The sequence below is a fragment of the Xanthobacter oligotrophicus genome (assembly GCF_008364685.1).
GTDB classification, from domain to species: domain Bacteria; phylum Pseudomonadota; class Alphaproteobacteria; order Rhizobiales; family Xanthobacteraceae; genus Xanthobacter; species Xanthobacter oligotrophicus.
This window is the reverse complement of sequence record NZ_VTTL01000013.1, coordinates 194,891-208,572: the sequence shown is the minus strand read 5'-3', so window position 1 is coordinate 208,572 and position 13,682 is coordinate 194,891. Positions and strand designations below refer to the sequence as shown.

General features: G+C 69.2%; 11 protein-coding genes. 4 read left to right on the top strand and 7 right to left on the bottom strand.

The genetic code is table 11. The features are described from left to right. The first annotated feature begins 64 nt into the window (after positions 1 to 64). Entirely contained in the window at positions 65 to 2,674 is a 2,610-nt protein-coding gene (locus FZ033_RS21215) for a TIGR02302 family protein (RefSeq protein WP_149578038.1), read from the top strand. 166 nt (positions 2,675 to 2,840) lie between these two features. Here FZ033_RS21215 and FZ033_RS21210 read toward each other — a convergent pair whose 3' ends face one another. The 6 genes from FZ033_RS21210 to FZ033_RS21185 form a co-directional block, all read right to left on the bottom strand. Beyond that, the gene (locus tag FZ033_RS21210; RefSeq protein ID WP_149578037.1) at positions 2,841 to 3,305 is read right to left on the bottom strand and encodes an NfeD family protein; all 465 of its coding nucleotides are present in this window, start codon (positions 3,303 to 3,305) and stop codon (positions 2,841 to 2,843) included. 9 nt (positions 3,306 to 3,314) lie between these two features. Continuing rightward, a complete protein-coding gene (locus FZ033_RS21205; RefSeq protein ID WP_188079616.1) occupies positions 3,315 to 4,313 on the bottom strand; it encodes an SPFH domain-containing protein in 999 nt (332 codons plus the stop codon). A 325-nt stretch (positions 4,314 to 4,638) separates the two neighbouring features. Next, positions 4,639 to 5,664, bottom strand: a complete 1,026-nt coding sequence (locus FZ033_RS21200; protein ID WP_188079610.1) for an esterase-like activity of phytase family protein — start codon at positions 5,662 to 5,664, stop codon at positions 4,639 to 4,641. Further along, positions 5,661 to 7,559, bottom strand: a complete 1,899-nt coding sequence (gene cobT / locus FZ033_RS21195; protein ID WP_149578034.1) for a cobaltochelatase subunit CobT — start codon at positions 7,557 to 7,559, stop codon at positions 5,661 to 5,663. Before cobT ends, FZ033_RS21200 begins: the two co-directional genes overlap by 4 nt. A 46-nt stretch (positions 7,560 to 7,605) precedes the next feature. Further along, positions 7,606 to 8,589, bottom strand: coding sequence for a cobaltochelatase subunit CobS (gene cobS / locus FZ033_RS21190; RefSeq protein ID WP_149578033.1), 984 nt, complete (start codon positions 8,587 to 8,589; stop codon positions 7,606 to 7,608). Positions 8,590 to 8,692: 103 nt separating this feature from the next. After that, positions 8,693 to 9,310 carry a J domain-containing protein gene (locus tag FZ033_RS21185; RefSeq protein ID WP_149578032.1) on the bottom strand — a complete coding sequence of 206 codons (618 nt, stop codon included), beginning with the start codon at positions 9,308 to 9,310 and terminating at the stop codon, positions 8,693 to 8,695. Between the two features lie 229 nt (positions 9,311 to 9,539). Here FZ033_RS21185 and FZ033_RS21180 point away from each other — a divergent pair, with 229 nt between their 5' ends. The 3 genes from FZ033_RS21180 to gyrB are packed head-to-tail and all read left to right on the top strand — an operon-like array spanning position 9,540 to position 13,132. Beyond that, a complete protein-coding gene (locus tag FZ033_RS21180; protein ID WP_232847596.1) occupies positions 9,540 to 9,842 on the top strand; it encodes a BolA family protein in 303 nt (100 codons plus the stop codon). 45 nt (positions 9,843 to 9,887) lie between these two features. Further along, positions 9,888 to 10,637 carry a 7-cyano-7-deazaguanine synthase QueC gene (queC, locus tag FZ033_RS21175; RefSeq protein ID WP_149578030.1) on the top strand — a complete coding sequence of 250 codons (750 nt, stop codon included), beginning with the start codon at positions 9,888 to 9,890 and terminating at the stop codon, positions 10,635 to 10,637. Between the two features lie 53 nt (positions 10,638 to 10,690). Then, on the top strand, positions 10,691 to 13,132 hold the full coding sequence (gyrB, locus tag FZ033_RS21170; protein WP_149578029.1) for a DNA topoisomerase (ATP-hydrolyzing) subunit B: 2,442 nt from the start codon (positions 10,691 to 10,693) through the stop codon (positions 13,130 to 13,132). A gap of 27 nt (positions 13,133 to 13,159) precedes the next feature. Here the strand turns inward: gyrB and FZ033_RS21165 are convergent, their stop codons facing one another. Continuing rightward, positions 13,160 to 13,552, bottom strand: a complete 393-nt coding sequence (locus FZ033_RS21165; RefSeq protein WP_149578028.1) for a NifB/NifX family molybdenum-iron cluster-binding protein — start codon at positions 13,550 to 13,552, stop codon at positions 13,160 to 13,162. Between the last annotated feature and the right edge of the window lie 130 nt (positions 13,553 to 13,682).

Below are 13,682 nucleotides of genomic sequence, written 5' to 3'. Positions count from 1 at the left end.
TTTTAAGCTGGCTTTGCGTGTGCCGCGTCCGATCCCGGCCGCCGGCGGGAAGAAGGGAGAGAGTGTGAGCGCACCTCGCGACGGAAAGCTCCCGCGCACGCCGGAAGGCGACGCGCGCTTCCTTCTGGCCCGCGCCGTCAGCCGCGCCCGCCTCGCTTTGTTCTGGGAACGCGCCTGGCCGGGCCTCGCGCGGGTGGGCATTGTCGCGGCCGCCTTCCTCGCCCTCTCCTTCGCCGGCCTGTGGCTCTCGGTTCCGGTGGCGGTGCGCATCGCCGGCGTCGTCGCCTTCGCCCTCCTGCTCGTGCTCGCCGCCCGCCCGCTCTTGACCCTGCGCTGGCCCAGCGAGGATGACGGCGTCGCCCGGCTCGACCGCAGGAGCGCCCTCGCCCACCGGCCCGCCACCGCCATTTCCGACAGCCTCGCCACCAAGCCCGACGATCCGGTGGGCGCCGCCCTGTGGCGCGCCCACCTCGCCCGCGCGCTCGACGCCGCCCGCACCCTGCGCGCCGGGCCCCCCGAGCCCGGACTTGCCCGGCTCGATCCCCGCGCGGTGCGGGCGCTGGCAGTGCTGGCGCTGATCGCGACCTTCTTCATGGCGCCCGGCGCGCACCTGTCGCGCATCGGCGCCGCCTTCGACTGGAAGGCCCTGACCCCGCCCACCCCCTACCGGCTCGATGCCTGGGTCGATCCGCCGGGCTATACCGGACGCCCGCCCGTGGTTCTGCCGGGCCTGCGCTCGGACGATCCCTCCTCCCTGAACGCCGCGGCGCTGCAGGTACCCACCGGCAGCGTGCTGGTGGTGCGCGGCGCGGGCATCGATGCCGCCTCCCTGAAACTGGAAGGCGGCGTCTCCGAGGTGAAGCCCGAAGGCGATGCCCCCGCTACCGGCGGTGAGCGGCGCTATGTGATCAAGACCGATGCGGACGTCACCTTCCTGGGTCCCGACCAGCGCCGCCTCATGTGGCATTTCAAGGCGTTGCCGGACATGGCCCCCTCCATCGCCTTCGCCAAGGACCCGCAGACCGGGCCGCGCAACGCGCTTGTGCTGGCCTACCGCATGGAGGACGACTACGGGGTGAAGGAGGCCGAGGCCGTGTTCGCCCCGCTGCCACCCGAGCCGCCCCTATTCCCGCGCCCCGGCGCGACGCCGCCCAAGCTGGCGCAGCCGCTGGTGCCGGCGCCTGACTTAAAGCTGTCCCTGCCCGCCGGCGGCAAGAGCGGCGCGGCGCAGACCTCCAAGGATCTGATCGCCCATCCCTGGGCCGGCGCCCGGGTGAGCGTGACCCTCAAGGCTCGCGACGAGGCGGGCAACGAAGGGCTGAGCGAGACCAAGACCGTGCGCCTGCCCGCGCGCACCTTCTCCAAGCCGCTGGCCCGCGCCCTCATCGACGAGCGGCGGCGCCTCGCCTTCGATCCCGCCAACCGCAAGCGACTGGTGGCGGTGCTCAATGCGCTCACCACCGCCCCCGAGCAGTTCACGCCGGCGGCGGGCGAATATCTCGGCCTCACCACCGCTCTCGCCCGTGCCAGGACCGCCCGCAACGACGACGATTTGCGCGCGCTGGTGGACTATCTGTGGGAGGTGGCGGTCCTGATCGAGGACGGCACCTTGTCGGAGGCTGAGCGCGAGCTGAAGGCCGCGCAGGAGGCGCTGCGCGAGGCGCTGGAGCGCGGGGCGAGCGAGGAGGAGATCAAGCGCCTCACCCAGGACCTGCGCACCGCCATGGACAAGATGATGCGCCAGCTGGCCGAGCAGGCGCAGCGGGACGGCAACACCGATGCGCGCCCGCTCGATCCCAACACCCGCATCGTGCGCCCGCAGGATCTCCAGCGCATGCTGGACCGCATCGAGAATCTCGCCCGCTCCGGCAATCGCGACGCCGCCAAGGCCCTGCTCGACGAGATGCAGGCCATGATGGAGAACATGAAGCCCGGCGGACGCCAGCAGGCCGGGCGCCAGAACCAGCAGCAGAACGAGCTGGGCAAGATGATCCAGGAGCAGCAGCGCCTGCGCGACCGCACCTGGCGCCAGAACCGGCAGGGCCAGCAGAACGGCCAGCAGGGTCAACAGGGACAGCGCGGACAGCAAGGTCAGAAGGGCGAGCAAGGCCAGCAGGGGGAGAACGGCTTCGGCGATCTCCAGCAGAACCAGCAGGAGCTGCGCCGCCGCCTCGGCCGCATGCTGGACGAGATGCGCCGCATGCAGCAGGGCCAGCAAGGTCAACAGGGCGGCCCCGGCCAGCAGGGCCAGAACGGCGAGGGCAACGAGGCCATGGACCGGGCCGGCGATGCGCTGGGCCGCGCCGGCGACGCCATGCGCGAGGCCGAGGAGGCGCTGGGCCGTGGCGAAGGCCAGGGCGCGCTCGACGCCGAAGGCCGGGCGCTCCAGTCCCTGCGCCAGGGCGCGCAGGCCATGGCCGAGGGCCAGCGCGGCAACCAGGACGGCCAAGGCCCCGGCGGACCCGGTGAGGAAGCCGCCCAGCGCACCGACCCCATGGGCCGGCCCCTGCGCAGCCAGGATTATGGCGACGACTTCTCGGTGAAGGTGCCCGACGAGGTGGACGCCCAGCGCGCCCGCCGTGTGCTGGAGGAACTGCGCAGGCGCCTGGAAGAGCCGACGCGGCCGCAGCTCGAACTCGACTATCTCGATCGCCTGCTGCGCGGGCTGAACTGAGAGCCGGCCGGAGGGACTGGCATGGCCGGGCTTGTCCCGGCCATCCATGCGGGCGCTGGGAAGGGCTTTCGCGCGTTATCGCAAGCGGTTCGGCGTAGATGCGTGGGACACGCCTGGGCATGAAGGGGGGAACGGGGCAAGGCGTTTTAAGTTACCAGACGGCCTCTCAGCCCTCCACCGCTTCCACCTTCAGGATGGCGCCATCGGCGGCCACCACCTTCACGTCCCGGCCGGCCGCAAGGTCCGGTCCTTCGATGCGCCAGACCGAATCGTCGATCCGCACCCGGCCGACGCCGCCCAGGATGGGCTCATCCAGCGTGAACACGCGGCCGACGAAGCCTTCCGACCGCCGGTTCAGGAACGGCCTGTCCGAGGCCCGGCCCGGCGCCGGGCTGATCCTGCGGCCGATGAGCACCGCGACCACCGCCAGCGCAGCGAAGGCCAGCACTTCGCCCTGCCAGCTCAGGCCCACCACGTAGGACAATGCCCCGGTGGCCAGCGCCGCGAGGCCCAGCCAGAGCAGGAAGGCCCCCGGCGCGGCGATCTCCGCCACCAGCAGCAGGCCGCCCAGGATGAACCAGGTCCAAGGTCCAAGAACCGTTCCAAGCAGTGGTCCGAGATCGGCGAGCATGGTGCGCCCTCAGCCGTGGGCCGGGGGCGGCACCGTGGCGGGACCGGTGGGCCGCCGGCTGCCGGAAAGCGGCGGCCGCGCCCCCGCCGGCCCATCGCCGCCGAACGCAGCGCGGGCGATCTCGCCGATGCCGGTGAGCGAGCCGAGGAGCGCCGTGCCCTCATAGGGCACCAGCACCACCTTCTGGTTGGGCGCTGTGCCCATGGCCTCGAACGCCTTCACGTATTTCTCGGCGATGTAATAGTTCAGCGCCGCCGGATCGCCGCTCTCCACCGCGGCGGAGAGCATCTGGGTGGCCTTGGCGTCGGCCTCGGCCAGGCGCTCGCGCGCCTCGGCATCGCGGAAGGCAGCCTCGCGGCGGCCCTCGGCCTGGAGGATCTGGCCCTGCTTCTGGCCTTCCGCCTTCAGGATCTCGGACTGCCGCTGGCCCTCGGCCTCCAGGATGATGGCGCGCTTCTCGCGCTCCGCCTTCATCTGCCGGCCCATGGCGTTGACCAGGTCCGCCGGCGGCACGATGTCCTTGATCTCCACCCGGGTGATCTTGATGCCCCATGGCGAGGCGGCGGCATCCACCACCCGCAGCAGGCGCACATTGATCTCGTCGCGGTGGGACAAGAGCTGGTCGAGGTCCATGGAGCCCATGACGGTACGGATGTTGGTCATGGTCAGGGCGAGGATGGCGGTGTCGAGCCGGGCCACCTCGTAGGACGCGCGCGCCGCGTCGAACACCTGGTAGAAGGCGACCCCGTCCACCGCGACGGTGGCGTTGTCCTTGGTGATGACCTCCTGGGTCGGCACCGGGAGCACCTGCTCCATCACGTTCACCTTGTTGCCGATGCGGTCGATGAACGGGACGATGAGGTTGAGGCCCGGCTGGAGCGTCTTGGTGTATCGGCGGAAGCGCTCCACCGTGTACTGGTAGCCCTGCGGCACCGTCTTCACCCCGGAGAAGACCACCGCCACCGCGAGCACGAGCAGGACGAGCACGAACACGTTCGGTCCGGTCAGCAGCATGGAACGCCCTTTCGTTCGGCCCTCTGGGCCGGGCGCATATGGGCATGGGGCGCCCTGCGCGGCAAGGGAGCCGGGAACGCGGGCGGGAACGGACGGCGCAACGCGGAACGGAACCGGACCTGCGGACCGCAGCCGATTCGGTCCGGCTCCGTTCCCCATGTGTGCCGGCGTTGGACGGCAAGGGAGCTAAGGCCGTGCGGAAACGGGACGGGAAGAACAAAGGCGGTTTTTAAACCGGCTCGCGATTCGCGCGCCTTTCGTTCCCGGCCGGTTCCGCCGGACGCAGGACCACCGTCCCGTTTCGGGACGCGAGGCCGCCTCAGTCCCGAACCACGGCGAAGCGCAGCAGGATGGTGCGCTGGAGCATGCTGAAATTGTCGTCGGAAACCAGGGTCAACAGGGTCTCGCCGGCGGCGTTGCGGGTCACCGCGAGCCCTTCCATGTTGTCGATCTCATAGCCCATGTCGAAGGTGCCCAGCACCTCGCCCTCCAGCCGCGCGCCCGGCTGCACATCGGCCAGGGCGAAGCGGCGGAGCTGCATCTTAACCCCCGTGAGGGGCGAGAAGTGGCGCTCCAGCAGATACATCTCGCCCTCGGGGCCGAGGGCGAGATCGGTGGCGCTGAAGGGGCCGCTCTTCGCCACGGTGAAGGTGCCGGGCTTCGGCCCGCCGATGAGGAAGCCGGGCAGGTCCGCCGCCTTGTCCGCGCCCTGCTCGCCGATGGCGACCAGCGTCCCCTTCAGCGCGCCGGTCGGAACATAGGCGAGGCTTTCCACGCCGAGATTCATGCGCAGGCCGCGAATGGCCGGCGCCGGCACCTGCGTGCCCTTCTGGCCCAGGGGATCGCGCGGATAGCGCCAGATCTCGTTGATGGTTTCCATGCCGACATAGACGGCGTCGGGCGCCACCGTGACCGCTTCCACATCGCCGCGCCCGCGGGTGGCCTGCACCCGGCCCTGCCCGTCGAGCAGCGCCGCGGCCTGAACATCGGACAGGCCGGTGGGCCGGTCGCCGTCGGTGTCAAGATGGCCGGAGAGGAACAGGCCGGCGTCGGTGACGGCGAGGAAGCGGCCATCCGGACCCAGCGAGAAGCCGGAAATGCCGCCGAACCCGGCAAAGTCGGAGGACAGCACCAGACCGCCGCGGAAATCGAGGGCGCCGAAGCGGCTTTTATCCTCGCCCGAGCGGAAGCTGGCGATGGGACGGGCCGCAACCGTGATCGCCTCCGGCGTGACCGGCAGCGCCAGCGGCTTGGCCAGTAGCCCGGAGGTCGCCACCGCGACCACGGCGGCAAGGCCCAGCCCCGCCGCCGCAAAACCGAAGGCGAAGCGGGTGCGCCTCCTCAATGAAGCCGACCGCGCGATGCGGCCTTGGGGGCGGCCTTCGGTTCGTCCTCGAACAGCTCGGCCAACTTCTCGGTCATCACCCCGCCCAGCTCCTCGGCATCCACGATGGTGACGGCGCGGCGATAATAGCGCGTCACGTCATGGCCGATGCCGATGGCGATCAGCTCCACCGGCGAGCGGGTCTCGATCTCGGAGATGATGTGCCGCAGGTGGCGTTCCAGGTAGTTGCCGGCGTTCACCGAGAGGGTGCTGTCGTCCACCGGCGCGCCATCGGAGATCATCATCAGGATGCGACGCGATTCGGTGCGGGCCAGAAGGCGCTTGTGGGCCCAGTCCAGCGCCTCGCCGTCGATATTCTCCTTCAGCAGGCCCTCGCGCATCATCAGGCCGAGGTTGCGCCGCGCCCGCCGCCAGGGAGCGTCGGCCGACTTGTAGATGATGTGGCGCAGGTCGTTCAGCCGGCCGGGACCCACCGGCTTGCCGGCGGCGAGCCACCCCTCGCGGGATTGCCCGCCCTTCCACGCCTTGGTGGTGAAGCCCAGCACCTCCACCTTCACCCCGCAGCGCTCCAGCGTGCGGGCGAGGATGTCGGCGCAGGTGGCAGCCACCGTGATGGGCCGGCCGCGCATGGAGCCGGAATTGTCGATGAGCAGCGTCACCACCGTGTCGCGGAAGTCGGTGTCGCGCTCGCGCTTGAAGGACAGGGCGGCGGTGGGATCCATGATGACGCGGGCGAGCCGCGCCGGATCGAGCACGCCCTCCTCCAGGTCGAACTCCCAGGCCCGGTTCTGCTGGGCCATCAGGCGCCGCTGCAAGCGGTTGGCGAGGCGCGCCACCACGCCCTGGAGATGGGCGAGCTGCTTGTCCAGATAGGACCGCAGCCGCGTCAGCTCCTCGGGGTCGCACAGGTCCTCCGCCGTGGTCTCCTCGTCGAACTTGGTGGTGAAGGCGTGGTATTCCGGCCCGCGATTGTCATGGGTGATGGGCGGGCGCGGCTGCCAGGGCTCCGCCGGCTCATCGCTGTCGCCCATCTCGGTGCCGTCCGGCGCCTCGGCGGGCGGGGCGGCATCGCTCTCGGCGGCGCTGTCGGGCATGTCCTCCTCGGACAGTTCGGCCTCGACCTCGGTAGCGCCCTGCTGGCTGTCGTCCTCCTTGGCGTCGCCGCTCTCGCCGCCCTCTTCCTGCGAGCCGCCCTCACTGTCGGAATCGTCGGGCTCCTGATCGGTGTCGAGGCCGCTTTCCTCGCCCATGTCCAGGGAGGCGAGGAGATCGCGGGCGATCTCGCCGAAGCGCTTCTGGTTCTCGATGCTGTCGGACAGGCGGGCGAGGTCGGCGGAGCCGCGGTCCTCGATATAGGAGCGCCACAGCTCCACGATCTTGCGCGCATCAGGCGGCGGGGGCTCGCCGGTGAGGCGCTCGCGCACCATGAGGGCGATGGCGTCCTCGATGGGCGCTTCCGAACGCTCGGTGATGTCGGCGAAGCTGCCGCGGTGGTAGCGGTCCTGCAGCATGGCCGCGAGGTTGCGCTTCACCCCCGGCATGCGGATGCCGCCGATGGCCTCCACCCGGGCCTGCTCCACCGCCTCGAACACGGCGCGGGCGACCTCGCCCTGGGGCAGCATCTTGCGATGGACCTTGGGGTCATGGCACGCCCGGCGCAGGGCGAGGCTGTCCGCATGGCCGCGCACGATGGCGGCGTCCTGCAGGGTGAAGCGGCGGGGCGGCTCGGGCAGGCGCACCCGGTCGGGCGCCAGCGCCGGCCGCTCCGAGGCGAAGGTCACCTCGAACTCGGAGACACCGGCGATGGCCTTGAAGCAGCCCGCCACCGCCCGCTTGAAGGGCTCGGCGGGGGCTTCCTTCGGCGCCTTTCCGGGGGTGCGGTTGGTCGGGGCCATGGCGGCGTCTCGCAAGTCAGGATGGAGGGAGCCGGGAGATCCCGGCTCAGGACAAGGCGACGTTCACGGTGCTCTCGGTCAGCTCCTGGCCGAAGCAGCGCTGGAAGAACTCGGCCACCAGCGGCCGCTCCAGCTCGTCGCACTTGTTGAGGAAGGTGACCCGGAGCGCGAAGGCGATATCGCGGAAGATGTCCGCATTCTCGGCCCAGGTGATCACCGTGCGCGGGCTCATGACGGTGGAGAGATCGCCGTTCATGAAGGCCTGCCGGGTGAGGTCGGCGAGGCGCACCATGCGGTTCACCGTGTCGCGTCCCTCGGTGTTCTGGAAGTGCTTCGCCTTGGCGAGCACGATGTCCACTTCCTTGTCGTGGGCCAGATAGTTCAGCGAGGTGACGATGGACCAGCGGTCCATCTGCGCCTGGTTGATCTGCTGGGTGCCATGATAGAGGCCGGTGGTGTCGCCGAGGCCGATGGTGTTGGCGGTGGCGAACAGCCGGAAGGCGGGATGGGGGCGGATGACCCGGCTCTGGTCGAGCAGGGTGAGCCGGCCGGAGGATTCCAGCACGCGCTGGATCACGAACATCACGTCCGGGCGGCCGGCGTCATATTCGTCGAACACCAGGGCGACATTGTTCTGGTAGGCCCAGGGCAGGATGCCGTCGCGGAATTCGGTGACCTGCAGGCCGTCCTTCACCACGATCGCATCCTTGCCGATGAGGTCGATGCGCGAGATGTGGCTGTCGAGGTTGATGCGCACGCACGGCCAGTTCAGCCGCGCCGCCACCTGCTCGATATGGGTGGACTTGCCGGTTCCATGGTATCCGGTAACCATCACGCGACGATTACGGGCGAAGCCGGCGAGAATGGCGAGGGTGGTGGGCCGATCGAACAGATAATCGGGATCGAGCTCCGGCACGTGGGAGTCCGCCTCGGAGAAGGCCGGAACATCCATGTCGATGTCGATGCCGAACGTCTGGCGAACCGACACCTTCATGTCCGGGGTCGGGGCAATGGTCTCCGTGACGCTCATAACTCCTCCGTCGACGCGCGCGGCGCGCCTCTTCCCTGTGTTCGTTCCGGTGCGGGGCCGTTGAGGTCCGCAGCCGCGTGAAGCCGGCCATCCTTCGGATCGGTCAGCAGAAACCCGCCTGCTTGAGGCTGTTATAGGCCTGAATGACGCTGCGCAGCCGGTCCTCGGACGAGCGGTCGCCGCCGTTGGCGTCCGGGTGGTGCAGCTTCACCAGCGCCTTGTAGCGGGCCTTGATCTCCGCCGGCTCAGCGGACATCTCCAGCCCCATCAGCTCCAGCGCCCGGCGCTCGGTGGTGCGCACGATGCGCCCGTCGGGCTCCGGCCGGTCGGCGCGGAAGGCGCCGCCCATCTCGGCGGTGAAGCCGAAGGGGTCGCGCATGCCGTCCGGGTCGGGGGGGCCATTGGCGGAGGCGCCGGGCTGGCCGTCGCCCTTCGCGCCCATCTTCCAGGTGGGGCGATGGCCGGTCAGCGCATCCTTCTGGTAGGCGTAGACGGCGTCGTCGGTCATGCCGGCGAAATAATTGTACGACTGGTTGTAGGCCTTCACGTGGTCGATGCAGTAGTGCCAGTACTGGCCTTCCTGGTGCCGACCCTTGGGCGCCTTGTGGCTTCCCTCCGCCGCACAGCCGGGCCATTGGCAGCCCTGGAGGAACCGGCGGGTGCGCCGGTCCTCCGCGGGCTTCACCCGGATTCGGTCGAAGAGGGGGGAATTCAATTTCATGGCGCGGCGATTATGAGCGCCGTCCCGCGGCGCGGCAAGAAACGTGGTGGAGAAGACCCACGGAAGGGGCGGTAACGGATGCATCGTCGCGGCTGCCGGCTGAGCCTTGGCACCCCGCCCGCGTGACGATTAGGCGGGCTGCGACAATCCCCATATAATGCGCCCTCCGGCAGAGCGCCACTTGGGCGCCGCGCCTTTTGCGTGTTCCATTTCAGCTATTGGATTTTCCATGTCGCAGACCTCCCTTTCCGCCATCCGCCAGACCCTCGAACAGGGCCTTAGCGCTTCAGTTCTCGAGCTTGAGGACGAGAGCCACAAGCACGCCGGCCATGCGGGCGTGAGCCACCAGCACAAGGGTGCCGAGCACCGCGAGGATGGCGGAGTGACGCACCTGCGCGTCCGCGTCATTTCCCCCGAATTCACCGGCAAGAGCCGTATCGAGCGCCACCGCATCGTCAACGGCCTGCTCCAGGGCGAGATCGCCAAGGGCCTGCATGCGATCTCCATCGATGCCAAGGCCCCGGGGGAATGAGCAGCGTGAATGAGTGCGGGCGCAGCATCGGGGGACCGATCCTGAATGACTGAGGCACAGGCCCAGAAGGAGGAGGGCGCGCTGGTGCTCTTCTCCGGCGGGCAGGATTCGGCCACCTGCCTTGCCTATGCGCTGGAGCGTTTCGGGCGGGTGGAGACCCTCGGCTTCCATTACGGCCAGCGCCACGCGGTGGAGCTGGAGCGCCGCCCCGTGCTGCGCAACGCCTTCGCCGCCCTGAAGCCGGAATGGGCCTCAAGGCTCGGCGCCGACCACATGCTGGACATGCCGGTGCTCGGCCAGATCTCCGAGACCGCCCTGACCCGCGACGTGGCGGTGGAGATGGCGGAAGGCGGCCTGCCCAACACCTTCGTGCCCGGCCGCAACCTGGTGTTCCTCACCTTCGCCGCGGCGCTGGCCTACCGGCGGGGTCTGCGGCACATCATCGGCGGCATGTGCGAGACCGATTTTTCCGGCTACCCGGACTGCCGGGACGACACCGTCAAGGCCATGCAGGTGGCGCTGAACCTCGGCATGGAGAAGCGCTTCGTCCTCCACACCCCGCTCATGTGGATCGACAAGGCCGAGACGTGGGGCCTTGCGGAACGGCTCGGGGGCACGGCCCTCGTGGACCTGATCGTGGAGGACACCCACACCTGCTACCTGGGCGAGCGCGGCAAGCGCCACGCCTGGGGCTACGGCTGCGGCGAATGCCCCGCCTGCAAGTTGCGCGCGGACGGCTTTGCACGCTATCGCGCCGGCCAAGGCGTGGAAAGACGCGCAGCCGCCACCAAATAACCGCCACTTTGCGCTAGATTTGCAACAAGTCGCTCAACGATTCGAGATCAATCATGGCCGAACCCGTGCCTGCCGCGTCCCCCGACGATTACGGCGCCCAGTCCATCCAGGTCCTCAAGGGCCTCGATGCCGTGCGCAAGCGACCCGGCATGTACATCGGCGATACGGATGACGGCTCGGGCCTCCACCACATGGTGTACGAGGTGGTGGACAACGCCATCGACGAGGCGCTCGCCGGCTGGGCCAAGGAAGTCACGGTCACCCTGAACGCCGACGGCTCGGTGACGGTGACCGACGACGGGCGCGGCATCCCCACCGACATCCACAAGGAAGAGGGCGTCTCGGCGGCCGAGGTCATCATGACCCAGCTGCACGCCGGCGGTAAGTTCAACCAGAACTCGTACAAGGTCTCCGGTGGCCTGCACGGGGTGGGCGTCTCGGTGGTGAACGCTTTGTCCACCACCCTCGACCTCACCGTCTGGCGCGATGGCAAGGAGCACTTCATGCGCTTCCGCCATGGCGACGCGGAAGCCCCGCTGAAGGTGGTGGGCGACGCCCCCGCCGACAAGCGCGGCACACGGGTAACGTTCACTCCGAGCCCCGAGACCTTCACCAAGATCGAGTTCGACTACGCCACCCTGGAGCACCGGCTGCGCGAGCTGGCATTCCTGAATTCCGGCGTGCTCATCATCCTCACCGACGCCCGCACCGCCGACGTGAAGCGCGAGGAGCTGCATTACGAGGGCGGCGTGGAAGCCTTCGTGAAGTACCTCGACCGCTCCAAGTCCGCCCTGCTCCAGAAGCCGGTAGTGATCCGCGCCGAGAAGGACGGCATGACCGTGGAAGCCGCCCTGTCGTGGAACGACGGCTACCACGAAAATATCCTGTGCTTTACCAACAACATTCCCCAGCGGGATCGCGGCACCCATTTCACCGGCTTTGCGGCAGCGCTGACCCGGCAGGTGATCGGCTATGCCAATTCCTCCGGCATCGCCAAGAAGGAGAAGGTGGACCCCACCGGCGAGGATTGCCGTGAAGGCCTCACCGCCGTGCTCTCCGTGAAGGTGCCGGACCCCAAGTTCTCGTCCCAGACCAAGGACAAGCTGGTCTCCTCCGAGGTCCGCCCGGTGGTGGAATCCCTCGTGAGCGAGGCGCTGTCGGTCTGGTTCGAGGAAAACCCGGCGGAAGCCAAGAACGTGATCGGCAAGGTGGTGGAAGCAGCCGCCGCCCGCGAGGCTGCCCGCAAGGCCCGCGACCTCACCCGCCGCAAGAGCCCGCTGGACGTGGCCTCCCTGCCCGGCAAGCTTGCCGACTGCCAGGAGCGCGACCCGGCCAAGTCCGAGATCTTCATCGTCGAGGGTGACTCGGCCGGCGGCTCCGCCAAGCAGGGCCGCGACCGCGCCTTCCAGGCGGTGCTGCCCCTGCGCGGCAAGATCCTGAACGTGGAGCGCGCGCGCTTCGACAAGATGCTGTCGTCCGAGCAGATCGGCACCCTGATCACCGCGCTCGGCACCGGCATCGGGCGGGACGACGGCTATTCGGGCGGCTTCGATCTCGCCAAACTGCGCTACCACAAGATCATCATCATGACCGACGCCGACGTGGACGGCGCCCATATCCGCACCCTGCTGCTGACCTTCTTCTTCCGGCAGATGCCAGAGCTGGTGGATGCCGGGCACCTCTTCATCGCCCAGCCGCCGCTCTACAAGGTGACGCGCGGCAAGTCCGAGACCTACCTCAAGGACGAAAAGGCGCTCGAGGACTATCTCATCACCGCCGGGCTCGACGAGGCCTCCCTGCACCTGGCCTCCGGCGAGGTACGCACGGGCTCGGACCTCGCCCATGTGGTGGAGGTGTCACGCCAGATGCGCGCGGCGCTCGGCGCCATGCACCCGCGCTACAACCGTGCGGTGGCGGAGCAGGCCGCGCTTGCGGGCGCGTTCGGCGCGGCGGCATTGCAGGATGAAGCCGCCGGCATCGCCGCCGCCGCCGAGGTCGCCATGCGGCTCGACGCTCTGGCGGACGAGACAGAGCGGGGCTGGACCGGCCTGTTCGACGACGCCGGCTACACCTTCTCCCGCACCGTGCGCGGGGTCGCCGAGGTGGCGCGCATCGACCACGCCTTCGTCGCCTCGCCCGAGGCGCGGCGGCTGGACAATCTTGCGCGGGACCTGGAAGGCGTGTTCACCGCCGCCTCCGTGCTCAAGCGCAAGAATGACGAGCAGGTGCTGTTCGGCGCGGTTGACCTGTTCGACGCGGTCACCGACACCGGCCGCAAGGGCCTCTCGCTCCAGCGCTACAAAGGCCTTGGCGAGATGAATCCGGAGCAGCTCTGGGAAACCACCCTCGACAAGAACGCCCGCTCGCTGCTTCAGGTGCGGGTGAAGGAAGTGGACGCCGCCGACGACCTCTTCAACCGCCTCATGGGCGACACGGTGGAACCGCGGCGCGAGTTCATCCAGGAAAACGCCCTGCGCGCCAGCGTGGACGTGTGATCCCGGCGGTACCGGGGAGCGGGCGCCTCAGTGCCGCGAGAACAGGTCGCGCACCTTGCATAAGGTGGTCGTCACGTCGAAGCGCTGGTCGGGCAGCGCCTCGCCGGCGAGGATCTTGGCCAGCGCGGTGGCCGGATCGCTCTCTCCGGTGAGCAGCACGGCCGTGCCCCGCTTCTTCATGTGACGCAGGAAGCCATCGCCCGCGCTGCCCGCCACCACCAGGGCCACCCCGTCGAGGGGATGCGGGCGATCGTCGGTGAAATGGTGGAGGACTTCCTCCTTGCCAAGTTCCACCCGCGCCGGCGCCGGCAGGGCATCGCCGGCGGCAACACCTGCCAGATCATAGATGAACCAGCGCCGCGCCTTGCCCGCATGGCCGGCGACGCTGGCCCAGTCCCCGGTGGGAATCGCAATTTTCATGGCTGTCACCGCTTCGCGTGAAGCGATCCGGGTACCATGGGGGACCAAGCGGCGACATTCCGGAGGAATGCGGAAGGGGGCGCGTCGCCCGCCCATACCAATACCCCTTGAGCTTGGCTCAAGGGGTATT